At 62.4% G+C, this 21,974-nt stretch carries 21 protein-coding genes; 9 read left to right on the top strand and 12 right to left on the bottom strand.

Features of this window, described 5'->3' with window-relative positions:
• Positions 1-97: 97 nt before the first annotated feature.
• From RL_RS32645 to RL_RS32610, 8 genes are read right to left on the bottom strand one after another with little or no spacing between them, the layout of a single operon-like run.
• Complete coding sequence (locus RL_RS32645) at positions 98-1,996, bottom strand: ATPase, T2SS/T4P/T4SS family (protein WP_011655297.1); 1,899 nt, start codon at positions 1,994-1,996, stop codon at positions 98-100.
• 20 nt (positions 1,997-2,016) lie between these two features.
• Positions 2,017-2,955 (bottom strand): Flp pilus assembly protein CpaB, encoded by a 939-nt coding sequence (locus RL_RS32640; protein ID WP_003548181.1) that lies wholly within the window; start codon positions 2,953-2,955, stop codon positions 2,017-2,019.
• On the bottom strand, positions 2,952-3,878 hold the full coding sequence (locus RL_RS32635) for a hypothetical protein (protein WP_011655296.1): 927 nt from the start codon (positions 3,876-3,878) through the stop codon (positions 2,952-2,954). Before RL_RS32635 ends, RL_RS32640 begins: the two co-directional genes overlap by 4 nt.
• A gap of 1 nt (position 3,879) precedes the next feature.
• Complete coding sequence (locus RL_RS32630) at positions 3,880-4,557, bottom strand: TadE/TadG family type IV pilus assembly protein (RefSeq protein WP_003548177.1); 678 nt, start codon at positions 4,555-4,557, stop codon at positions 3,880-3,882.
• Positions 4,529-6,166: a Tad domain-containing protein gene (locus RL_RS32625; protein ID WP_011655294.1), complete on the bottom strand. Its 1,638-nt coding sequence runs from the start codon at positions 6,164-6,166 to the stop codon at positions 4,529-4,531. The genes RL_RS32630 and RL_RS32625 overlap by 29 nt, the downstream gene beginning before the upstream one ends.
• Positions 6,163-6,960 (bottom strand): TadE/TadG family type IV pilus assembly protein, encoded by a 798-nt coding sequence (locus tag RL_RS32620; RefSeq protein ID WP_011655293.1) that lies wholly within the window; start codon positions 6,958-6,960, stop codon positions 6,163-6,165. The genes RL_RS32625 and RL_RS32620 overlap by 4 nt, the downstream gene beginning before the upstream one ends.
• Before the next feature lie 5 nt (positions 6,961-6,965).
• Positions 6,966-7,529, bottom strand: a complete 564-nt coding sequence (locus tag RL_RS32615; RefSeq protein WP_011655292.1) for an A24 family peptidase — start codon at positions 7,527-7,529, stop codon at positions 6,966-6,968.
• A 13-nt stretch (positions 7,530-7,542) separates the two neighbouring features.
• Positions 7,543-7,746 carry a hypothetical protein gene (locus RL_RS32610; RefSeq protein WP_003548168.1) on the bottom strand — a complete coding sequence of 68 codons (204 nt, stop codon included), beginning with the start codon at positions 7,744-7,746 and terminating at the stop codon, positions 7,543-7,545.
• A gap of 508 nt (positions 7,747-8,254) precedes the next feature.
• On the opposite strand from RL_RS32610, the gene RL_RS41075 reads away from it, so the two are divergent.
• Together RL_RS41075 and RL_RS32605 are read left to right on the top strand one after the other, a co-directional pair.
• Positions 8,255-8,386 (top strand): hypothetical protein, encoded by a 132-nt coding sequence (locus RL_RS41075; RefSeq protein WP_012763633.1) that lies wholly within the window; start codon positions 8,255-8,257, stop codon positions 8,384-8,386.
• The gene (locus RL_RS32605) at positions 8,386-9,528 is read left to right on the top strand and encodes a CpaF family protein (RefSeq protein WP_041936939.1); all 1,143 of its coding nucleotides are present in this window, start codon (positions 8,386-8,388) and stop codon (positions 9,526-9,528) included. Before RL_RS41075 ends, RL_RS32605 begins: the two co-directional genes overlap by 1 nt.
• Before the next feature lie 71 nt (positions 9,529-9,599).
• Here RL_RS32605 and RL_RS32600 read toward each other — a convergent pair whose 3' ends face one another.
• The 4 genes from RL_RS32600 to RL_RS32585 are packed head-to-tail and all read right to left on the bottom strand — an operon-like array spanning position 9,600 to position 14,635.
• A complete protein-coding gene (locus RL_RS32600) occupies positions 9,600-10,145 on the bottom strand; it encodes a sarcosine oxidase subunit gamma (RefSeq protein ID WP_011655289.1) in 546 nt (181 codons plus the stop codon).
• A complete protein-coding gene (locus RL_RS32595) occupies positions 10,138-13,095 on the bottom strand; it encodes a sarcosine oxidase subunit alpha family protein (RefSeq protein ID WP_011655288.1) in 2,958 nt (985 codons plus the stop codon). The genes RL_RS32600 and RL_RS32595 overlap by 8 nt, the downstream gene beginning before the upstream one ends.
• Complete coding sequence (locus tag RL_RS32590) at positions 13,092-13,373, bottom strand: sarcosine oxidase subunit delta (RefSeq protein WP_011655287.1); 282 nt, start codon at positions 13,371-13,373, stop codon at positions 13,092-13,094. Before RL_RS32590 ends, RL_RS32595 begins: the two co-directional genes overlap by 4 nt.
• 11 nt (positions 13,374-13,384) lie before the next feature.
• A complete protein-coding gene (locus RL_RS32585) occupies positions 13,385-14,635 on the bottom strand; it encodes a sarcosine oxidase subunit beta family protein (RefSeq protein WP_011655286.1) in 1,251 nt (416 codons plus the stop codon).
• A gap of 87 nt (positions 14,636-14,722) precedes the next feature.
• On the opposite strand from RL_RS32585, the gene RL_RS32580 reads away from it, so the two are divergent.
• The 7 genes from RL_RS32580 to purU all read left to right on the top strand — a co-directional run bounded on the left by RL_RS32580 (position 14,723) and on the right by purU (position 21,875).
• Positions 14,723-15,682 carry a GlxA family transcriptional regulator gene (locus tag RL_RS32580; protein WP_011655285.1) on the top strand — a complete coding sequence of 320 codons (960 nt, stop codon included), beginning with the start codon at positions 14,723-14,725 and terminating at the stop codon, positions 15,680-15,682.
• 80 nt (positions 15,683-15,762) lie between these two features.
• Positions 15,763-16,443 (top strand): helix-turn-helix domain-containing protein, encoded by a 681-nt coding sequence (locus RL_RS32575; protein ID WP_028741877.1) that lies wholly within the window; start codon positions 15,763-15,765, stop codon positions 16,441-16,443.
• Between the two features lie 88 nt (positions 16,444-16,531).
• Positions 16,532-17,440, top strand: a complete 909-nt coding sequence (locus RL_RS32570; RefSeq protein ID WP_011655283.1) for a class II glutamine amidotransferase — start codon at positions 16,532-16,534, stop codon at positions 17,438-17,440.
• Positions 17,441-17,478: 38 nt separating this feature from the next.
• Positions 17,479-18,165: a GXGXG domain-containing protein gene (locus tag RL_RS32565; protein WP_003548139.1), complete on the top strand. Its 687-nt coding sequence runs from the start codon at positions 17,479-17,481 to the stop codon at positions 18,163-18,165.
• Between the two features lie 14 nt (positions 18,166-18,179).
• On the top strand, positions 18,180-19,508 hold the full coding sequence (locus RL_RS32560) for an FMN-binding glutamate synthase family protein (protein WP_003548137.1): 1,329 nt from the start codon (positions 18,180-18,182) through the stop codon (positions 19,506-19,508).
• A gap of 80 nt (positions 19,509-19,588) precedes the next feature.
• Positions 19,589-20,896 (top strand): type III glutamate--ammonia ligase, encoded by a 1,308-nt coding sequence (gene glnT / locus RL_RS32555; protein WP_011655281.1) that lies wholly within the window; start codon positions 19,589-19,591, stop codon positions 20,894-20,896.
• 94 nt (positions 20,897-20,990) lie between these two features.
• Positions 20,991-21,875 carry a formyltetrahydrofolate deformylase gene (purU, locus tag RL_RS32550; protein ID WP_003548134.1) on the top strand — a complete coding sequence of 295 codons (885 nt, stop codon included), beginning with the start codon at positions 20,991-20,993 and terminating at the stop codon, positions 21,873-21,875.
• Positions 21,876-21,974: the final 99 nt, after the last annotated feature.

Below are 21,974 nucleotides of genomic sequence, written 5' to 3'. Positions count from 1 at the left end.
CAGGAAAAGTGCGAAGCGGTTTTCCCAGGCAAAGCGCCAAGCGTTTTTGCCGAAGAATTGCGTAAAAACAAAAGCTTAGAGCGGTTCTGGAACCGCTCTAGACGAACATGTCCAGTTTCTCGATCTCGCCGTCGTCGTTGAACTCGACGAGCTCGGCGACGAAGCTCGGCAGGTAGCCGGTGAAGGCATGCACGGCCTGGCCGCCGGCGCGGCCGACGAGATTGAAGATCGGCTCGACGATGATGAGGCCGGTATCCGGATCGATGCCGATCACCTCCGAAATCTCGGTGACCGCGCGCCGGCCATTCGCCAGGCGGTTGAGCTGCACGACGAGCTCGACGGCGGCAACGATCTGCTGGCGAATCGCCATGACAGGCAGCGAGCTCTGGCCCTGCAGCACCATCACTTCCAGGCGGGTCATCATGTCCTGCGGCGTGTTGGCATGCGCCGTCGTCATCGAGCCGGCATGGCCGGTGTTCATCGCCTGCAGCATGTCGATCGCCTCGGCGCCACGGCACTCGCCGACGATGATGCGGTCAGGCCGCATGCGCAGCGCGTTGCGCACGAGGTCGCGGATGGTGACGCTGGTCTCGGATTCTGCCGTCTTCGGCCGCGATTGCAGGTAGACGACATGGATGCCGTCAAGCTGCAGTTCCGACGTGTCCTCGACGGCAACGACGCGCTCGCCGACCGGGATGAATTGCGACAGGCTGTTCAAGAGCGTCGTCTTGCCGGAGCCGGTGCCGCCTGAGACGACGATGTTCTTGCGTGAACGAACCGCAGCCTCGAGGAAGGCGCGCATCGGCTCGCTGAGCGCGCCGGCGGTGACCAGCTTGCCGATATCGAGCCGCGACTTGCCGCCGAACTTGCGGATGGTCAGGCAAGCGCCCTTGACTGCCAGCGGCGGAATGACGGCGTTGACGCGCGAGCCATCCGGCATGCGGAAGTCGGCCATCGCCTCGCTCTCGTTGATCGAGCGGTTGGAATCGACGGCGATGCGCTCGATCACCTTCATCAGCTGCCGTTCATTGGCGAAGGCGAAGGGGTAACGTTCCAGCAGGCCGAATTTTTCGACGTAGATCTCGTCGTAGCGCGTCACCATGATTTCCGAGATGACATCGAGATCCATCAGCTCCGAGATCGTCCCCCAGCGATACATCAGCTCCTCTATGCTGGAGCGCAGGTGCATATGGGCGATCTCATAGCGGTCGCCGGCGTTGAAAAGAGCCTGCCGGGACTGGAAGGCGGCGCTGAACCGGGTATCGAGCTGGGCGAAGTCCGAGCGGGTGGATTCGAAGTTCAGCTTGAGCTGCAAGGCCGATATCAGCGCCTTGCCGACGTCGAACAAGCGGCGATTGTCCTGCTCCTCGCGCGACAGGCTTGCGGCATTCGACGAGGCGTCGCGCCGCCCCGTGCGGGCAATGCGTTTGGCCAGCCACCGATAAACGGCGTTCTTGATGACGAGGATGACGAGATCCTGCGGTGCAGCGTCGAGCGCCTCCTTGATGAACATGTCGAGGCGCTCGCGGATTCGGTTTCGCGTGTCCTCGCGGCCGAAATCGGCGGATTTCACCAGCCGGTCATACTGCGTGTCCTTCAGCAGGCGCTCGTGGATTTCCATCTGCAGGGCGAGCACGCGTTCCTGGTCGGGAAATTGCGTGACCGCTTCGGCGGCCGCTGCCGGCTCGACGAGCTCGATCGTGACGTTCGGCACCCAGATCGACATGCCGGCCGAGACCGCGACCGGCGTGCCGGCCCGAAGCGGCTGATCGTCGACGCGCGTCGGGTTGCGGCCGTGATGCTGCACCGACCAGCCCTGGCCCGACTTTCGCAGCACGAATTGCGGCGAGGAGACGTGGCTGCCGCGCAGCCGCACGACCCCCGCGCCGGCGGGCAGTGTCAGCGTGCTGCTTTCGCCGACGAAATAGGTCTCGTTCGCCGAGAGCGGGATGACCTCCCGACCGCTGCCGTCCTCATAGGAAATCTTCAACAGCATGGCTCATTCCCCCGCGGCGGTCACATGCGCGTCCAATTGATGCTCGGCAGGTCCTCGACGGTATTGTCGGCCGGATTGCGCAGCACGAGGTTCAGGCTGCCGTTCGACTGGCCCATGGCAAAAATCAGCATTTCAGCCTCCGACGGCGTCACTTCGACGGTGACATTGTTGTAGGTGCTGTTGGCCTTGGTGACCGCACCCTCCGCCGTCGTCGCCGCGCCGACGGCCAGAACCTTGACATTCTGCAGGAAGGTGCGGGTGACGACGCGGGTGCGCGAGCTGATGCCGAGTTTATAATCCTGCGCCTGTTTGCGGTAAGCGTTGACATCGTTCTCGTCGGCGCCTGGATACTGGGTGAGATAGTTCTTCAGCATCTGCTCGACCGGCGACTGCGGCTGGGCTGGAGCCGTCGGTTGTCCGGCCACAGCGGGAGGCTGACCCGGCACGGCGGGTGCCTGACCAGGGGCGCCCGGCTGGGTCGCGGCGGCCGGCGCCACGGGCTCGACCGGTTCGTCGACCGTGCCGAGGATATCGACATAGCTGCCCGGCTCGACGAAATGGCCGACGGCCGCGGCTGCGTTGACGGGAAGGGTCAGCGCCCGCTTGCCAGGCGCGATCATCGTCGTCAGGCGTCCGCCGTCGGTATCGTCGAAATACTGGAAGAGCAGCACCGAGCCGGCCGGAATGTCGCTCGCAGCCGTCCTGTCCTTCAGCCATTCTTGATAGGCGCTGGCGGCGGGAACCGCGAGTTTGGCGAGCGCCCCGAAGCTTTCCGGCAGCATCACCGGTTCGGCGAGCATGTCGGGCGTAATCGCCTGTCCTCGTGTGACCTTCCTGTCGGGCTGGAGCCGCATGAAGGCATAGGCCGTCTGCTCGTTCTTGACGCTCTCGGTCCAGAAATAGAGCAGAACGCCGGTGATGAGCCCGACGATGACAGCCGCGATGAGCTTCCAGTTCATGGTGTTGTTCCCCCTACGAAGGGTTGCCTGATTTGAATGACCTCGACGGTCCGGCCGTCGGTTTTGCTGCGAGTGTACAAAACGTTGGCCTCGACGCTGCCGCGCCGGCCGTAAAGGGCAGTGACCCCGCCGCGCTGCGCCGGCGGCGTCTCGATGGTGAAGCCGTCGCGGGCAAGCAGATCGGCGCGCTGATCGGACCAGCGCGAGGCCGACAGCGTGCCTTTCGACACGACCGTGCGCGACGTGTGGCCCCTGTCGCGATCGCCGATATCGCTCAGCACCTCGACACCGGCCGGCGGACGCAGCGACATCGGCAGCTTGCTGATATCAGCCGGAGCCGCGAAGGCCGGCAGCGTCGAGGCAACATCCTCGAAGCGGCTCATCAGCACCTCGGTCCTCGGCGCATCGGCGGGACGGCGGATCATGATCGAGACGCCCGGGATCGGCGCTCTTGCCGAAGGATTTTTGGGATCCTGCCGGCGGAGATAGTCGAGGGCCGCCTCGCCGTCGCCGTCGAAGAACCGCACCACCACGGCGAGATCGTCGCGGATGCGGCTCGTCTTCGGGACGATCAGCATGTTGGCGGCAATGACGGCGGTCAGTTCTTCCTTGTTATCGCTCCTGGGCAAGGCCGGCCGTGTATTGGCGGCCAGCACCCGCAGCCATTCGTCGGTGATATCGGAAATGCTGCGGTCGCTCTGGTAGGGCGTGAATTCAAGCGGTTGGCCGTTGATGACGAGATCGCGCGGCGCGCGCTCCGGCGCGCCGAGGATGCCGGCCAGCATCGAATTCAGCGTCACTTTGAAATCCTTGTAGATTTCGGCGCGACCCGGTGTGGCCGTGGCGGCGGCGAGCCCGATGACGAGCAGTAAACCGGTGAGATGGCCGGCGAAACGGAAGGAGATGCGCGAGCCCTGTCTCATCTTATTCCGCTCCCGGAAAGACGCCGTCGAACAGATCGCCCGAATCGTCGGCCACATCGCGGATTTCCCGGCGCAGCGTCGGATCGTAGCCGCGGCTCGTGGTATCGTTGTTGTGGGAGGCAAACAGTGTCGAGTCGTCGACCGTGAAGGCGTCCTTCCAGCGGAGGCTCCGGATCGTGTCGAGATCGTCGGAATCCCTGAATTTGTAGACCCGGTCGGCCGTCGCGGTCACGAGCTGCGGCTTTTCATTGGCGAGGTCGCCGACCATGTCGCCGAAATCGCGGCCGTTCTTTAAGGTATTCTGTACGTCGTCCCAGACAAAGGTGCGCTGAGGGTCGCCGCCGCCTTCATGCGATGGCGTGCGCGAGCAGCTCATGGCGTCGCGTCCGGGCAGTGCCGGCAAGGCCGGGATCGGGAAGACGTTCGAGAAATCCGACGTGCAGTCCAGCCCATTCGCTTCGGCGAAGGCGGCGTTTCGCATGGCAAGCATGGTTCCGACCTTCTTGGTGGAAATCTTGTTCGCATGGATGACGAAAATCACGATCAGCAGGATGACCGGCGCGGCGAGCACGAATTCGATCGAGGCCAGACCGCGCCTGTCGCGGTGCAGCCGCATCAGCAGCCCGCGGCCCGGAGGACCGCTCTTAGGCTCAGTGTGTGTTGACGGCAGCCCAGGCATTGGCTCCTCCTTGATCGAAGACGCGCGTCAAGCCGGTAAAACTATCGGCCGCCGGGCTCTGCTTGATGGTGTTCGAAACTTCGCCGATATCGTCGGCAAGCGTGGCGGGCGCCAGCGATGCCAGCCAGTCCTGCGTGTAGAGGTCGAAGGCCGTGTAATTGTGGACCCAGCTCTGCGCCAAGGCGTAGGCGGACGGTGTCTTGTCCTTGAAGATGCGGATCTGGAGCCTGGCGCGCGGGGCGCGCGAAACGATCGCCAGCGTCTGGTAGTCGTCGAGTTGCTCGCCACCAAAGGGCGTGAAGTTGAAAGGTGTGCGTCCCTTCAGCCAATAAGGCTTCGGGAAGGAGATGACGGGCAGTGCGCCTGCCATCGAAATCGCAGCGCCCGCCGGGCTGCAGACCCCATTCCAGATCGTGTCGAACTTGCGGGTGAAATCGTTCTCGTCTTTTGTCTGCTTGTCGGAATAGCGCGGTGGCTTGTCGATCGGCAGCTGAAAGGGGTTCACGATGCCAAATTCGATGCCGAAGAATTCCTCGGCGATAAAGAAGCTGCCATCGAGCAGCAGTTCCTGCCACCAGCTGAGATCGCCAAATTGCTCGATGATCGCCTTGAATGGGATCTTGCTCAGATAGGCCGGGCCGAAGGCTTCATAAAAGATGTAGAAGTCCACTAAAGCATCGTCGATGCCGCTCTCGTGGTTGACCCAGTCGCGGATATGGCTGCCGTCGACGCCGCCTGCGGTCAACGGACCCTTGCCGTTGGGGAAGCCGCGATTGGCAAACTCGCCGCGCATGAGGAACGGGTCCTGCCCCTGGGTGCCATAGGTCATGGCGAGGCACATTTCAGCATAGGCCGAGGCGGGATTGATGCCGTCGCGATCGACCGGCAGGTTACCCCCGGCTCCCTCTCCGGCGTTATTGCAGGACTCGCACGGCGGATGGAAGACGACGTGATCCGACTTGTTCAGGCGCACCAGATGCAGGGCTTCGTTGCCGACCCGCTGCGGAAAGCTCTCGACGAGGTAGTCGTTGAGATCATTCATGGCGTCGATGATGTCGCTGGACTTCACGATGAGGCCCCAGGGATCATAATCGATCTGTGCTTTTACCGTATATGCAATCGCCTTGGTGGCTCCTATCGCCCGGACCCCCTGGAACGCCAGGCAAGCACCGTAGATGATGCCACCGATGACCGGGATCTTCTGCCAGCCCGGGCAATGCGGCATCGGCGGCATCGGCGGCAGGAGCGACGCCGGGCCGAAGCCATCCGTGAAAGAGTATTCGGCGAGTTTCGCGAGGATGACGCCCGAGCGCAGGGCCAGTTCCGCCGTCGTCAGCTGGAAGGCTACCGAGGTCGCCATGACGACCGTTGCCTGCGAGGAGGCGACGTTGTTCATCGCCATGATGTTGAGATAGCGGGCTTCCCAGTCGGCATGGACGAGTGCTGCGGCATCCGCCGTGTCCTGCGTGCGCTGCTTGTCGTAGATCATCTGTCCCGTATTCAGGATCCAGACGATCATCAACGCGAGCGCGATCGTCATGTAGAGAATGATCGGCGACAGGAAGCCGCGTTCGTCGCGGTGCAGGCGCTTGATAAGGGTCGGTGTCATAGCAGGTTCACCTCCGCCGTCGAGATCGTGTAGTAGCGGCCGTCCTTCCTCTGGCCGCGGGCAAAGACCCAGCCGGCATATTCGAGCAGCAGGAAGCGCGCTTCCACCTTGGCGGTGACCGGCACATGCGGCGAGCGGTTGATGGCGGCATAGAGCGCCATCGGCGCGCGGTCGACCGTCACGGTGACGTTCTGTGGGTCGAACATGTAGCGGGCCTGGTTGCGCATCGCGCGCCAGTTCTTCGAAAGGCCCGAGGCATCGGCAAGGCTTTTCAGCGCATCTTCCGGCGGCTGGCAGGCGCCGACGCATTTCAGCTGGTCGTAGGGTGCGGCCGGGATCAGCGCCAGGCGGGCGGCAAGATCGGCCTTGCCGGCGGCAGCATCGTCATCGCAAGTCTTGACGTCGATGATGCTTCTAAGCGTGATCGGAAAAGCCGGGCAGAAATAGACGCGGGCGCTGCGGGCCGCCGCATAGGCGGCATAATGAGTGAAGAGGTGGTTCTTGGCCAGGATCGTGAACTGGAAGACCACGAACATGAAGAAGACGAAGACCGGTGTCACGAGCACGAAATCCATCATCGTCGTGCTGCCGGACATATCGCCGTGCAGCTCCGATATCCGGCGCCGGCGGGCGGAAAGCCGCGGCAGCAGCAGCATCGAGGCAAGCAGCATCATGGCGATCACAAAGGTACCGAGGAGCGCGCCGTGATCCTGAGGGACCCAGAAGGTCCGCGAGTGCAGGATCGAACTCCAGAATGCACCGTCGAAGATGGGGCGTTCGAGTTCCGCGCGCATTGCCGTTACCTCACGAATGAAAGAGGGGTGAAATCGGGCATGAAAAGGCACCAGAGAAGTCCGAGAGCAGCGGCAACGCCGAAGCGGACGGTATGATGGGTTTCGCGCGGCTTCAGCACCGAAGCGGCATCGCGGAAACCGGCAGGCAGGAGAAGCGCAAACAGTCCGACCGTTCGGGCCAGCACGCTCCACTGAACACGCCGCGCCATGGAGAAAACGGCGATCACGCCGCCGGCCATCAGCGATGCAAGTGTGACGTCGATGGCGGGCCAGAGGCCAAGAATGGCGCCGAGCGCCGCCATCAGCTTGACGTCGCCGCCGCCGCAGCTTCCGGCTGCGAAGGCGATGATGAAGATCAGGCCGGCTGCAAGGAGGCCTGCAAAGGCAAGCCCTATCCCTGCGAGACCGCCGCTGACTGCTGCCAACATGAACCCGCCAAGCAGGCAAGGATAGGTGACGGCGTTCGGGATATGACCGTGGCGATGGTCGAGCACCGCCGCGGTCATGGTGCAGGCGACGGCAAGAGCCGCCGCCGCAGGCATCAGGGTCAGATCATAGGTCGTATCCATGATCCCGACCCGCTTATTGACCCGGCTCAGGAATTCTCTCGGCATCCGAGAGCGCCGTGTTCTTTTCGTTGAACCATTCGCCGATCTGTTTGCCGAATGCGAGCAGGATCAGCATCAGCGGAATGACGATCAGGGCGACGGCCAGGACGATCTGGGCCATGTCGCCGCGTTCGTCCTTGTGAAGTGCAATTGCGAGAGTCTTGAGTTTACCAAACATGTGATTACTCCTCATTCCCAGGTTTGTTTCGGTTCGAAGCCCTGGTGAAGATGAACCAAGCATATGCTATCGATCCGAACGAGCATGTTGCTCGATCCAATGATATTTTCTGCTTCAGCTTATCTTCCCCGGCGGCCAACGTTTGTTGAGCAACACCATTAAGACCCAAGAGTGCGCCCAAGGCCAGCCCTCCGTCAAGCAAACGAAACGAAGGGTTCCAATTGTCTTGGAGGCATCGCCGGCACAATCGCAGTTGACGTCATATTTTTTCAACTAACCGATTGAATAAGCTGCAGTTTTACCTGCATGGCCGAAGTTTTTGTCAACCTTGCAAAGCCTCGTCTACTGCTCCATAATTGGTCAATTCTTTCAAAGCGATAGAAGAAACGGCGCGTGACGATCATAATGACTGCCTCCGCGGGGCCTGGCCATGGCGTTGTTTGGCGATCTGGATTAAGCTTTCGTCAAATGGTGGGTATCGCCCGCCAGTCCATCCGGAGAGAGAACAATGGAAACGATGAGCAGCATCTTAATACTTGGATTGGTCCTCATTCCATTGATGATGTTCTTTCCGACTGCGGTTCAGATGATGGCGACGCTGTTCGGCATGAGCACGGTCCTGGTCGGGATGCCACTCTGATGAAGGCCGTTTCCGACGACGCTGCCGAGCAGGCGACCTTTCAGGTCCTGACCCGTGCGCTGGACAAGCTGCTCGGGCCGATCCGTTTTCTCCTCGATGATCCGAGCGTGTCCGAAATCCTGATCAACGGCACGTCCGATATCTTCGTCGAAAGGCGAGGCAAGCTCGAACGGGCCGATACGCGTTTCGCCAGTCGTGAGGATCTGGAATCGGCCGCGCGCAGCATCGCGCAGTTCTCCGGCAAGCGGCTGACGCCAGAGGAGCCAAGCATCGAGGCGCGTCTGCCGGATGGTTCGCGCGTGCAGATGATCCAGCCGCCCGCCTCCCGCACCGGGCTCTGCATCTCCATTCGCCGCTTTTTGAAGGAACATCGCAGCATTCGCGATCTCGTCACCCAGGGCAGCCTGACCGACCAGTCGCTGACGCTGCTGCAGGCGGCCGTCGGGCTGCAGAAGAACGTCATCATCTCCGGCGGCACCGGCACCGGCAAGACGACGATGCTGAACGCGCTGTCGGAAGCCTTTGCCGACCACGAGCGCATCATCGTCATCGAGGACACGTCCGAACTGCAGATCCGCAAGGAACACGTGGTCTATCTCGAAGTGACGAAGCCTGACCGTTTCGGCCGCGGCGGCGCCAGCATTCGCGACCTGTTCCGCTCGTCGCTGCGCATGCGGCCGGACCGGGTCATCGTCGGCGAGTGCCGCGGCGGCGAGGCGCTCGATATGATCCAGGCGATGACCTCGGGTCACAGCGGCAGCCTTTCGACGGTGCATGCGAACACGCCCTATGATTCCCTGCACCGGCTGGAAACGCTGGCGCTGATGTCTGATATCGACATGCCGCTTCGGCCGCTGCGCGCCCAGATCGCCTCGGCGGTCGACGTCGTCGTGCAGATCGCCCGCTTCAAGCGCACCGGAAGGCGCCGGGTGATCGAGATCTCCGAGATCAAGGGCCTGAACAATGACGGCCAGTATATCGTCGAAAGCATCTACAAGCTCGAGGGTGACGGCCATTCCAATCCCGACGGCGCACTGCTGTGGACCGGTGTCGTGCCGAGCTTTGCCGCCGATGCGCTGGAAGAGCTGCAAGGCGCCGAGCGCCCCGAATGGGTCGGCGCCGCCGCGCTGCATACAGCTTAAAACGATCGAAAGCCGCCTCTAGAATAGGATGCCATCCGAAAACCGCTCACACTTTTCGGCATCATGCTCTGTCAGACGCCGTCCTTTTCGGCGCTGGCAGCCATATGCGTGAGATCGTCCCAGAGGCTTTCGGCAAAACTGCGCAGGACAGTGAGTTCGAAGCTGTCATCGCCGGTGCGGACGATCTGCACGGAGAGATGACCGACCATCGTCATGACCGAATGGCCTTCCGGAAAGACGGAGGGATCGAGATCGACGGCGGTCCCCCTTGAGAGAAGCGCTCGCGAAGAGCGGCCGGAAACGCCGATACGCACGCGCCCGTGGCTCTGGTCCATGACGAAGGCCTTTCCCGCAAGCCCTGCCACGAGAGCATCGAGGCTGGTGGGGACTAGCGGCTCGTCGCCGGCGACGAACCATTGGCGGAAACCGGCCTTGCGGATCGAACTTTTCGCAAAGCCTGCTTTCACCAATTCCGCGGCGAGCACGGATGGCTCGATTGCGCCGAGCACATGCAGGAGATGGCCCTCCGGCAAGGCTTCCAGCCGTACGCCCGCCTCTGAGAAACCGTTATATGCCATGCCGGCCAGAACCGGTCTGTGTTGCGGAAGATCACGCATGCAGCTTCTCGTTATCTGGATCGATGAAGACGGGATGGCAGAGCACCGCATCGGTGAATTCGTTGCGCAGGCCGTTCCAGACCGTCACCTTTTCACCGATGCGCTCCGGCCCACGCCTGACGAGCGCCAGGCCGATCGTATGGCCGAGCCCCGGCGAAAAGGCGCTTGAGGTGACGTAACCCTGGTCGTTTTCGAGCGTCGCTGCAGCACCCTCGGCAAGAATATGCGATCCGGTGCGGAAGCCGCTTGCCGGATTGAGCGGCTTGACGCCGACGAGGCGCGGCCGCTCGGGATCCTGCAACCCTTCCCGGGCAAGCATTGCCTTGCCGATGAAATCCGGCTTGGTTGATGAAACCATGCGGCCGAAACCGAGATCACCAGGCGTCACCGTGCCGTTGATCTCGGCATGGGTGACATGGCCCTTTTCGATGCGCATGACGCCGAGCGCTTCGGCGCCGTAGGCGCAGATGCCATGTTTCTCGCCCGCCGCCATGACCGCATCGGCAACGCTTTCGCCGTAACCTGATGGTACTGCCAGCTCGTAGGCGAGTTCGCCCGAGAAGGAAATCCGGAAGAGCCGGCCTTCAAGTTGGCCGCCGAAGAGGGAGACCTTGCGAGCACTCATGAAGGGGAAGGCCGCATCCGACAGGTCCTCATCGACGATCTCCTGGAGAATCGTACGCGACTTCGGCCCGGCGACGGCCATCTGCGCCCATTGATCGGTCGAGGAGGCGAAGCAGACGTCGAGTTCCGGCCAGAGCGTCTGGGCGCAGAATTCGAGATGGGTCAGCACGCCGGCGGCAAGTGCGGTCGTCGTCGTCATGAAGAAATGGTCGTCACTGAACCGGCTGGCGGTGCCGTCGTCATAGATGAAGCCGTCCTCACGCAGCATGATGCCGTAACGCGCCTTGCCAACGGCGAGCTTGGCGAAGCCGTTGCAATAGATGCGATCGAGGAAGGTCGCGGCATCCTTCCCTGATATTTCGATCTTGCCGAGGGTCGAGACGTCGCAGAGGCCGGCATTCTTCCGGATGTTCAGCACCTCGCGGTCAACGCTGTCGCGCCACGTCGCCTCACCGGCGCGCGGAAACCAGGAGGACCGGTACCACAGGCCGGTTTCGACGAAGACCGCGCCGTTCTTCTCAGCCCAGCCATGCAGCGGCGATTTGCGGGCCGGCTGGAAATGTTTGCCGCGCGATGCCCCGGTCAAAGCGCCGAAGGAGACCGGCGTGTAGAAGGGCCGGAAGGTCGTCGTTCCCACCTCGGCGGGCGACACGCCGCGCGCCTCGGCAAGGATGCCGATGGCGTTGATGTTGGAAAGCTTGCCCTGGTCGGTCGCCATGCCTGATGTGGTGTAACGCTTGGCGAGCTCGACATGGCCATAGCCTTCGCGGACGGCGAGACCCAGATCCTTGAGATGCACGTCATTCTGATAGTCGACGAAAGCCTTGCCCTTCGAACCCTTGACCGACCAGAGCGGCTTTGCCTGTGCAACCGCCTCGGACGCCGGTGCAAAGGCCGGCTCCGCCGCTGCGAAACCGATCGCCTTCAACGCGGCAGCTGCCTTTGCGGCGCCATCACCGAGGCAGGTCGCGGTTTGCACCATGCCGGCGGCCGAGCCGGCAACGGTCAGACCTTCCTGCTGGACAGGCGCCAGAAACGCCGATGCCTCGTCCGACCATTGCGGTTTTGCGCCGCGATGGCAGGCAAGATGAATGATCGGGCTCCAGCCGCCCGACATGGCAAGCGCATCGGCTTCGATCCGGCGGATGCCGCTTGCGGTCTCGACGCTGACGCCGCGCAGGCGCTTGCCGCCAAAAGCATCGATGACCCTGGCGCCCTTTAGCACTTCGGCGCGGCCCTGCCAGCTCGCGGCCGCATCCGCGCGGCTGTCGACGATCGCCGTAACTGCGAGGCCGGCGGCCTCGAGATCGGCGGCGGTGCGATATCCGGCATCGTTGGTGGTAAAGATGACAGTGCTTCTGCCGGGCGCGACCGCCTGCCGATTGAGATAGCTACGCATCGCGCCTGCCATCATCACACCGGGAATATCGTTACCGCCGAAGACGAGCGGACGCTCTTCGGCGCCGGTCGCAAGGATCGCCTGGCGGGCGACGATACGCCACAATCGTTCGACCGGACGTTCCGGATCGGGCATCGCCACATGCTTCTGCACCCGTTCGACGGCGCCGAAGACATTGTCGTCGTACCAGCCGAACACCGTCATGCGCGGCAACCGGCGCACATTCTCCAGGTTCGCCAGCTCGGCAAGCAGCTCGCCGAGAAGCGCGTCCGCCGGCTTGCCGTCAATGGTGCCGCTGTCGGAAAGCAGGCTGCCGCCCAGTTCGGATCCCTCGTCGGCGAGGATGACGCGCGCACCGGCGCGGCCGGCGGTCAGCGCCGCGGCAAGACCGGCGGGGCCGGCGCCGATCACCAGAAGATCGCAATGCGCCCAGCATTTCTCGTAGGAATCGGGGTCGGCCTCGTAGGAGGCCCTGCCGAGGCCCGCCGCCTTGCGGATCACCGGCTCATAGAGCTTTTCCCAAAGCGCCGCCGGCCACATGAAGGTCTTGTAGTAGAAACCGGCGCTGAGGAAGGGCGACAGCAGCCCGTTGACCGCGCCGACATCAAAGCCGAGCGAAGGCCAGCGGTTCTGGCTCTTTGCCGTCAGCCCCTCATGAAGCTCGATCATCGTCGCGCGCGTATTCGGTTCGGTGCGCCCACCGCTGCCCGTCGTCACCAGCGCGTTCGGTTCGGCCGCCCCCGCCGTCAGGATGCCGCGCGGGCGATGATATTTGAAGCTGCGGCCGACGAGCTGGACGCCGTTGGCAAGCAGCGCCGAGGCGAGCGTATCGCCCGGATGGCCTTCGAGCGGCTTGCCGTCGAAGGTGAAGCCGAGCGTCGTGGCGCGGTCGATGCGGCCGCCGGAGGAAAGACGGAAGCTCGTCATGCCGGTTCTCCGCCGAGCTTGGAAAGAGCGGCATCGCGGACGCCATGGACCACATGGGTGACGGTATCGCGTTCGACGATCAGCCAGCGCCGGCATCCGGAAGAGTGGTGCCAATATTCGCTGTGCCGGCCTCTCGGATTGTCGCGCAGATAGACATAATCGAACCAGGCGTCCGCACCGGCATCCGGCGCCGGCCGGCCAAGGCCCGCATCGCCACGGATCGAGAACTCCTCCTTCGGTCGGGCGCCGCAATGAGGACAGGAAATCAGGCTCGCCATCTTAAATGTCCTCAGTGCAGATTGGGCTGGGCGCCGACGCCCTTTTCGTCGATCGGATAGCCGCGCGCGAAGCGGTCGAGCCGGAAGGCGCGGGCGGTCTGATGCGGCGTATCGCGGGCGATCAGATGGGCGTAGCAGAAGCCGGAGGCGGGCGTGGCCTTGAAGCCGCCGTAACACCAGCCGGTGTTGAGATAGAGATTGTCGATATGGGTGCGGTCGATGATCGGCGAGCCGTCCATGCTCATATCCATGACGCCGCCCCAGGAGCGCAGATACCGCACGCGCGACAGCGACGGGATCAGCGCCAGCCCGGCTTCGGCGACATGCTCGACGCAAGCGAGATTGCCGCGCTGGGCATAGGAATTGTAGCCGTCGATGTCACCGCCGAAGACGAGGCCGCCCTTGTCCGACTGGGACGCGTAGAAATGCCCGGCGCCGAAGGTGACGACCGTGTCGATGAACGGTTTTAGCCCTTCCGAAACGAAGGCCTGCAGCACATGGCTTTCGATCGGTAGGCGAAGGCCGGCCATATCGGCGACGACGGTGGAGTTGCCGGCGGCAGCAAGCGCCAGCTTGCCGCAGCCGATGAAGCCCTTACTGGTCTCAACGCCGGTCACCTCACCGTTTTCGCGGCGGATGCCGGTCACCTCGCACTGGGTAATGATGTCGACGCCGCGGCTGTCTGCGCCGCGCGCATAACCCCAGGCGACCGCATCATGGCGCACCGTGCCGCCGCGCGGCTGGAACAGGCCGCCCATGATCGGGAAACGGGCATTGTCGAAGCCGAGAAAGGGCAATTTCCTGCGCACCGCCTCGCGGTCGAGAAGCTCGGCGTCCACCCCGTGCAGCCGCATGGCATTGCCGCGGCGCGTATAGGCGTCGCGCTGGGCGTCGGAATGGAAGAGGTTGAGCACGCCGCGCTGCGAGACCATGGCGTTGAAGTTGAAGTCCTGCTCCAGCCCCTCCCAAAGCTTCATCGACAGCTCGTAGAAGGGATTATTGCCCGGCAGCAGGTAGTTCGAGCGGATGATCGTCGTGTTCCTGCCGATATTGCCGGAGCCGAGGTAGCCCTTTTCGAGGACGGCGACATTGGTGACGCCGAATTCCTTGGCAAGATAATAGGCGGTGGCAAGACCATGGCCGCCGCCACCAACGATGACGACGTCGTAATGCGGCTTTGGGGCCGGGTCGCGCCAGGCCGGCGCCCAGCCTTTGTTGCCACGAAGGCCGTTCAGGAAAATCGAAAGAGCGGAATAGCGCATGGGTCACCCCGGAAAGAACAGCTGCATGATGCCAGAAAGGGGAGGGCGGACTTGCACAGAAGGGACATTAATCGCTAAGAATAAGACATGTCCTCGCTTGATAGCAGAAATGTGCAGACGATCGGCTTCATCCTCATCCCGGGATTTGCGCTGATGTCCTATGCCTCGGCGAGCGAGCCGCTCAGGGCGGCAAATCTTCTGGCCGGACGCGAGATCTATCGGCTGCAGGTCTTCTCGCCGGATGGCGCACCGGCGCTTTCTTCCTCGGGCGTCAGCGTCCCCGCCGAACCTCTTCCCCTCAGAGGCTCGGGTCTCGGAACGGCCTTCGTCTGCGCCGGCGGCTTACCCCGCGACTGGCGGTATCCCGGCGTGCTTTCCTGCTTGCGGCAGCTGTCGCGCGAAGGGGTGAGGATCGGCGGCATCTCGGGCGGGCCTTATCTGATGGCCGCCGCCGGACTGTTCGGCGGCCGCGATTTCACCATCCACTGGGAGCATGCCGCAGCCCTTCTCGAAGCCTTCCCGGACCTCACGCCGCGCCAGGCGCGCTTCCTGATCGACGGCAACCGGATTACCTGCGGCGGCGGCATCGCACCGCTCGACATGATGCATGTGCTGATCGCCGAGCGCATGGGGCCGGATTTCGCCCGCCGGGTCAGCGACTGGTATCTTCATACAGAGGTCAACGAGCCGGCTGCACCCCAGCGCGCCTCGCTGGCGCAGCGTTACGGCGTCCATCATCCCGGTCTGCTCAACGTTCTCGAACGGATGGAGGAGACGATCGAGATGCCGCTGGAGCGTGCCGCCATGGCGCGCATCGCCGGCGTCACCACCCGCCATCTCGACCGGCTCTTTGCGGCTCATCTCGGCACCACCTTCCTTGATCAGTACCGCAGGATCAGGCTGCAGCATGCCCATCGGCTGCTGAAGCAAAGCCCGCTTTCCGTCTCGGAAATCGCGGTGGCCACCGGCTTTTCCAGCCTGAGCCATTTTTCCCGGATGTTCCGTGCCGTCTACGGCATCGCCCCGCGTGAGGCACGGCGGGAATAGGTTTTCTTCACGGTTGAGGAATTTTCACTATGACGATAGGGTTGCCTTTGGACAAAAGAGATGGCGGCAGGGGAAAATCCATGAAATCCAGGCGTGAAGCGGCAGAGCAACCGGAACAGGCGGGCGGACGCGCTCCCTTTTCCCAGGACCCTCACGCCGTCCGCGAGCCAAAGGAAAACAACCTCGAAATGGCGATCGGCCATGAGGTGCGCGCCTACCGCAAGAAACTCGGCATTACGGTCACCGATCTGGCGGCGGCGACCGGCATTTCGCTCGGCATGCTGTCGAAGATCGAGAACGGCAACATCTCGCCGTCGCTGACAACGCTGCAGTCGCTGTCGCGGGCGCTTGGCGTGCCGCTGACGGCCTTCTTCCGCCGTTTCGAGGAACCGCGCAACGCCGTCTTCGTCAAGGCAGGCCAGGGCATCGAGCTCGAACGGCGCGGCACGCGCGCCGGCCACCAATATAATGTGCTCGGTCATATCGACAACAATACCAGCGGCGTCATCGTCGAGCCCTACCTCATCACCCTGACGACCGACTCCGACATCTTCCCGACCTTCCAGCACGAGGGGATGGAGTTTCTCTATATGCTCGAGGGCGAAGTCGTTTACCGTCACGGCGACCAGCTTTTCCAGATGCAGCCGGGCGACAGCCTGTTCTTCGACGCCGATGCGCCGCATGGGCCGGAGCAGCTTGTGAAATTGCCGAGCAAATACCTCTCGATCATCAGCTATCCACAGCAGAGCTCGAAAAGCTGACTTGCCTTAAAAGAAAAAATCTTTCTTCCGAGTTGAAAAACCAAAACAGACCTGCTAGTCCTTTCTCAACACGAACGGAGGTCTGGTCATGTGCGGAATTGTGGGTCTCTTCCTCAAGGATAAAAGTCTCGAACCGGAGCTCGGGGCACTGCTGTCCTCGATGCTGGTGACGATGACGGATCGGGGGCCGGACAGCGCCGGTATCGCGATCTATGGCGACGCCAGCGGCAACAATGCCAAGATCACCATCCAGTCGGCCAATCCGAAGAAGGATTTCGCCGGCCTCGAGGCCGAGCTCGGCCAGGCGGTTGGCGCATCGGTCGCCATCCAGGTGAAGAGCACGCATGCCGTCATCACGCTTGCGAAGGATCTGCTCGACGCGGGCAAGGCAGCCGTTGCCGAACTGCGTCCGAACATCCGCATCATGAGCAGCGGCGACGCCATCGAGATCTATAAGGAAACCGGCCTGCCGAAGGATGTCGTCTCGCGCTTCGCGGTCAATTCAATGGCCGGCACCCACGGCATCGGCCATACCCGCATGGCGACGGAATCAGCCGTCACGACGCTTGGCGCCCATCCTTTCTCCACCGGCTCCGACCAATGCCTGGTGCATAATGGCTCACTGTCCAACCACAACAATCTGCGCCGCGAACTGAAGCGCGAAGGCATGACCTTCGAAACGGAAAACGACACCGAGGTCGCCGCCGCCTATCTGACGGCAGAGATGGCCAAGGGCAAGAATCTCGGCCAGGCGCTGGAAGGCGCGGTGGATGACCTCGACGGCTTCTTCACCTTTGTCGTCGGCACGAAGTCCGGCTTCGGCGTCGTGCGCGATGCGATCGCCTGCAAGCCCGCCGTCATGGCCGAAACCGACCAGTATGTCGCCTTCGGTTCGGAATACCGGGCGCTCGTCAATCTGCCCGGCATCGAGAATGCCCGGGTCTGGGAGCCGGAGCCTGCAACCGTCTATTTCTGGGATCACCAGAAGGTCGCTTGACCGGCGCCTCATGTGCATTCTCCAAGGGTTATCGAAACATGCCTGTCATTGATCTTGCCACTACGCCGTTGCGTGAACTCAACAGCGCCCTGCACAACATCCAGAACGGTTCGAACGATCTTTCCTTCGAAGTCGTCAATCCGCGCGGCAGCCATTCGGTTGCCGTCGGTATCGATGCGCCCGTCACGGTCGATGTGAAGGGGTCGGTCGGCTATTACTGCGCCGGGATGAACGACGGCGGGACCGTCACCGTTCACGGTTCGGCAGGTCCGGGTGTTGCGGAAAACATGATGTCTGGAACAGTCGTCATCGAGGGCGATGCCAGCCAGTATGCCGGCGCAACCGGCCGCGGCGGCCTCCTTGTCATCAAGGGCAATGCGGCATCGCGCTGCGGCATCTCGATGAAGGGCATCGACATTGTCGTTCATGGTAATATCGGCCACATGTCCGCCTTCATGGGCCAGTCCGGCCACCTCGTGGTGCTCGGCGATGCCGGCGATGCGCTTGGGGATTCACTCTACGAGGCAAAGCTCTTCGTGCGCGGTTCGGTCAAGAGCCTGGGTGCCGATTGCATCGAAAAGGAGCTGCGTCCCGAGCATCTGACCAAGCTGGCCGAACTTCTCGAAAAGGCGGGCGTGACGGAAGTGAGGCCCGAGGAATTCAAGCGTTACGGCTCCGCCCGCAAGCTCTACAATTTCAATATCGACAACGCCGACGCGTATTAAGGCGAGGGACCATCATGAGCTATCACAACCCCTATACCCCGCCGCGCAAGTCCGCGACCTTCGACGATTACACGCTGGCGGAAATCCGCCGTGCCGCGGCGACCGGTATTTACGACATCCGTGGCGCCGGCACCAAACGGAAGGTACCGCATTTCGATGACTTGCTGTTTCTCGGTGCATCGATCTCGCGCTATCCGCTCGAAGGTTACCGCGAGAAGTGCGACACGTCGGTCGTCCTCGGTGCGCGCTTCGCCAAAAAGCCCATTCACCTGAAGACGCCGATCACTATTGCCGGCATGAGCTTCGGCGCCCTCTCCGGCAATGCCAAGGAAGCGCTCGGACGCGGCGCAACGATTGCCGGAACCTCCACCACGACAGGCGACGGCGGGATGACCGATGAAGAGCGCGGCCATTCCCAGACGCTGGTCTACCAGTATCTGCCGTCGCGATATGGCATGAATCCCAAGGACCTGCGTCGCGCCGACGCGATCGAAGTGGTTGTCGGTCAAGGCGCAAAGCCCGGCGGCGGCGGCATGCTGCTCGGCCAGAAGATCTCCGATCGCGTCGCCAATATGCGCAATCTGCCGAAGGGCATCGACCAGCGCTCGGCTTGCCGCCATCCGGATTGGACTGGCCCGGACGACCTCGAAATCAAGATCCTGGAACTGCGCGAGATCACAGACTGGGAAAAGCCGATCTATGTGAAGGTCGGCGGCGCGCGTCCCTATTACGATACAGCGCTTGCCGTGAAGGCTGGGGCCGACGTGGTGGTGCTCGACGGCATGCAGGGCGGAACCGCGGCAACGCAGGATGTCTTCATCGAGAATGTCGGCATGCCGACGCTCGCCTGCATCCGCCCCGCGGTCCAGGCGCTGCAGGACCTCGGCATGCATCGCAAGGTGCAACTGATCATCTCGGGCGGCATCCGCTCGGGCGCCGACGTGGCCAAGGCACTGGCGCTGGGTGCCGATGCCGTTGCCATCGGCACGGCAGCACTCGTTGCGATCGGCGACAACGATCCGCATTGGGAAGAAGAATACCAGAAGCTCGGCACGACGGCCGGCGCCTATGACGACTGGCACGAAGGCAAAGACCCGGCTGGCATCACGACGCAGGACCCGGAACTGATGAAGCGCCTTGATCCGATCGCCGCCGGCCGCCGTCTCGCCAACTATCTGAAGGTTATGACGCTGGAAGCCCAGACCATCGCGCGCGCCTGCGGCAAGAACCACCTGCATAACCTGGAACCGGAAGATCTTTGCGCGCTGACGATGGAGGCCGCCGCCATGGCCCAGATCCCGCTCGCTGGCACAAACTGGTATCCCGGCAAGGGAGGCTACTGATTTCTACCGGCCGGGCAAACGTCCCGGCCGTCTCGCATCCATAACCAAAGTGTCTCCAAGAAATCCAAAGGGGAACGAGAATGACACTGGACCTTGCTGCTTTTGCCAGAGACAAAGGCATCAAATATTTCATGATCAGCTATACCGATCTGTTCGGCGGCCAACGTGCCAAGCTGGTCCCCGCAGAAGCCATCGCCGATATGCAGAAAGATGGCGCCGGCTTTGCGGGCTTTGCAACCTGGCTCGATTTGACGCCAGCCCATCCCGACCTGTTCGCGCTTCCCGATGCTTCCTCCGTCATCCAGCTACCCTGGAAGAAAGACGTTGCATGGGTTGCTGCCGACTGCGTCATGGACGATCAGCCCGTCGAACAGGCACCGCGTGTGGTGCTGAAAAGGCTGGTCGCTGAAGCTGCGAAAGAAGGGCTCCGGGTGAAAACCGGCGTGGAGCCCGAGTTCTTTCTCATCTCCACCGACGGCTCGGTGATTTCGGACCAGTTCGATACAGCCGAAAAGCCCTGCTACGATCAGCAGGCCGTGATGCGTCGCTATGATGTCATCGCCGAGATTTGCGACTACATGCTCGAGCTTGGCTGGAAGCCCTATCAGAACGACCACGAGGACGCGAACGGCCAGTTCGAGATGAACTGGGAATATGACGACGCTCTTCAGACAGCAGACAAGCACTCCTTCTTCAAGTTCATGGTCAAGTCGGTCGCCGAAAAGCACGGCCTTCGCGCCACCTTCATGCCGAAGCCCTTCAAAGGCCTGACCGGAAACGGCTGCCATGCCCATATTTCGGTCTGGGACATCGATGGCAAGGTCAACGCCTTCGCGGACAAGGAAATGCCATTTGGGCTCTCGGCTCAGGGTAAAACCTTCCTCGGCGGCATCATGAAGCACGCCTCCGCGCTTGCCGCGATCACCAATCCGACGGTCAATTCCTATAAGCGCATCAACGCGCCGCGCACCACATCGGGCGCGACCTGGGCGCCGAACACCGTGACCTGGACGGGCAACAACCGCACCCACATGGTGCGCGTGCCGGGACCGGGCCGCTTCGAGCTGCGCCTGCCTGATGGTGCGGTCAATCCGTACCTGCTGCAGGCGATCATCATCGCGGCCGGCCTCGACGGCATCCGCAGCCAAGCCGATCCCGGCCGGCACTACGATATCGACATGTATGCCGAGGGGTATCTCGTGAAGGACGCGCCGCGCCTGCCGCTCAATCTGCTCGACGCGCTGCGCGCCTATGATGCCGACGAGGGCTTGAAGCAGGCGATCGGGGCCGAGTTTTCCGCCGCCTATCTCAAGCTCAAGCATCAGGAATGGAATGCCTACTGCTCGCATTTCACCCAGTGGGAACGCGACAGTACGCTCGACATCTGAGTGGTTGGACGCCTCCAATAACTGACGCGCCGGGGCGAACAAGCTCCGGCGTGATCGCGCTCTCTGCACTTGATATGGCAAAGAAAGTGACAGCATGAAGAACTTCGTACTCACCGTATCCTGCAAATCGACACGCGGCATCGTCGCGGCGATTTCAAGCTATCTTGCCGACAAGGGCTGCAACATCATCGACAGCTCACAGTTCGACGATCTCGATACCGGCAAGTTCTTCATGCGCGTCAGCTTCATTTCGGAAGAAGGGCTTTCGGGCGCCGATATCGACACCGGTTTTGCAGCCGTCGCCGCTCCCTTCGAAATGGATTACGATTTTCACGACAGCGAGAAGCGCATGAAGGTGCTGCTGATGGTGTCGCGTTTCGGCCATTGCCTCAACGACCTGCTCTACCGCTGGAAGATCGGCGCCCTGCCGATCGATATCGTCGGCGTCGTCTCCAACCATTTCGACTACCAGAAGGTCGTGGTGAACCACGACATTCCCTTCCACCATATTCCGGTCACCAAGGCCAACAAGGTGCAGGCCGAGGCCCGCATCATGGAGGTGGCCGAGCAGACCGGCACCGAACTGATCGTGCTCGCCCGCTACATGCAGATCCTGTCGGACGAGATGTGCCAGAAAATGTCCGGGAAGATCATCAACATCCACCATTCCTTCCTGCCGAGCTTCAAGGGCGCCAATCCTTACAAACAGGCCTACGGCCGCGGCGTGAAGCTGATCGGCGCGACGGCGCATTACGTCACCGCCGATCTCGACGAAGGCCCGATCATCGAGCAGGATACGGCGCGCATCACCCATGCACAGTCACCCGACGACTATGTCTCGATCGGCCGCGACGTCGAAAGCCAGGTGCTGGCGCGTGCCATCCACGCCCATATCCATCACCGCACCTTCATCAACGGCAACCGCACCGTGGTCTTCCCGGCAAGCCCCGGCAGCTACGCCTCGGAACGCATGGGTTAGAGACGGGTTGGGGACGGCAAAAACGTAGCCGCATCCGTCATTCATTCGTTGAGGGCTACAGCAAAGGCGCCGAAAGTTTTGGGAAATCCATGTCGGGCG

The sequence above is a fragment of the Rhizobium johnstonii 3841 genome (assembly GCF_000009265.1).
In the GTDB taxonomy this organism is placed as follows: domain Bacteria; phylum Pseudomonadota; class Alphaproteobacteria; order Rhizobiales; family Rhizobiaceae; genus Rhizobium; species Rhizobium acaciae.
Note: the sequence above shows the minus strand (reverse complement) of the source record. Positions and strands in the feature narration are given on the sequence as shown.

What these genes read in the sequence shown, in the direction of transcription:
- RL_RS32625 (WP_011655294.1), bottom strand. Translation starts at nt 6,166, where the DNA reads ATGACACCGACCCTTATCAAGCGCCTGCACCGCGACGAACGCGGCTTC.
- RL_RS32620 (WP_011655293.1), bottom strand. Translation starts at nt 6,960, where the DNA reads ATGCGCGCGGAACTCGAACGCCCCATCTTCGACGGTGCATTCTGGAGT.
- RL_RS32635 (WP_011655296.1), bottom strand. Translation starts at nt 3,878, where the DNA reads ATGAGACAGGGCTCGCGCATCTCCTTCCGTTTCGCCGGCCATCTCACC.
- RL_RS32595 (WP_011655288.1), bottom strand. Translation starts at nt 13,095, where the DNA reads ATGACGAGCTTCCGTCTTTCCTCCGGCGGCCGCATCGACCGCGCCACG.
- RL_RS32580 (WP_011655285.1), top strand. Translation starts at nt 14,723, where the DNA reads ATGTCCTCGCTTGATAGCAGAAATGTGCAGACGATCGGCTTCATCCTC.
- RL_RS32560 (WP_003548137.1), top strand. Translation starts at nt 18,180, where the DNA reads ATGAGCTATCACAACCCCTATACCCCGCCGCGCAAGTCCGCGACCTTC.
- RL_RS32585 (WP_011655286.1), bottom strand. Translation starts at nt 14,635, where the DNA reads ATGCGCTATTCCGCTCTTTCGATTTTCCTGAACGGCCTTCGTGGCAAC.
- RL_RS32575 (WP_028741877.1), top strand. Translation starts at nt 15,763, where the DNA reads ATGAAATCCAGGCGTGAAGCGGCAGAGCAACCGGAACAGGCGGGCGGA.
- glnT (WP_011655281.1), top strand. Translation starts at nt 19,589, where the DNA reads ATGACACTGGACCTTGCTGCTTTTGCCAGAGACAAAGGCATCAAATAT.
- RL_RS32570 (WP_011655283.1), top strand. Translation starts at nt 16,532, where the DNA reads ATGTGCGGAATTGTGGGTCTCTTCCTCAAGGATAAAAGTCTCGAACCG.
- RL_RS32630 (WP_003548177.1), bottom strand. Translation starts at nt 4,557, where the DNA reads ATGCCTGGGCTGCCGTCAACACACACTGAGCCTAAGAGCGGTCCTCCG.
- RL_RS32640 (WP_003548181.1), bottom strand. Translation starts at nt 2,955, where the DNA reads ATGAACTGGAAGCTCATCGCGGCTGTCATCGTCGGGCTCATCACCGGC.
- RL_RS32645 (WP_011655297.1), bottom strand. Translation starts at nt 1,996, where the DNA reads ATGCTGTTGAAGATTTCCTATGAGGACGGCAGCGGTCGGGAGGTCATC.
- RL_RS41075 (WP_012763633.1), top strand. Translation starts at nt 8,255, where the DNA reads ATGGAAACGATGAGCAGCATCTTAATACTTGGATTGGTCCTCATTCCA.
- RL_RS32605 (WP_041936939.1), top strand. Translation starts at nt 8,386, where the DNA reads ATGAAGGCCGTTTCCGACGACGCTGCCGAGCAGGCGACCTTTCAGGTC.
- purU (WP_003548134.1), top strand. Translation starts at nt 20,991, where the DNA reads ATGAAGAACTTCGTACTCACCGTATCCTGCAAATCGACACGCGGCATC.
- RL_RS32600 (WP_011655289.1), bottom strand. Translation starts at nt 10,145, where the DNA reads ATGCGTGATCTTCCGCAACACAGACCGGTTCTGGCCGGCATGGCATAT.
- RL_RS32565 (WP_003548139.1), top strand. Translation starts at nt 17,479, where the DNA reads ATGCCTGTCATTGATCTTGCCACTACGCCGTTGCGTGAACTCAACAGC.
- RL_RS32590 (WP_011655287.1), bottom strand. Translation starts at nt 13,373, where the DNA reads ATGGCGAGCCTGATTTCCTGTCCTCATTGCGGCGCCCGACCGAAGGAG.
- RL_RS32610 (WP_003548168.1), bottom strand. Translation starts at nt 7,746, where the DNA reads ATGTTTGGTAAACTCAAGACTCTCGCAATTGCACTTCACAAGGACGAA.
- RL_RS32615 (WP_011655292.1), bottom strand. Translation starts at nt 7,529, where the DNA reads ATGGATACGACCTATGATCTGACCCTGATGCCTGCGGCGGCGGCTCTT.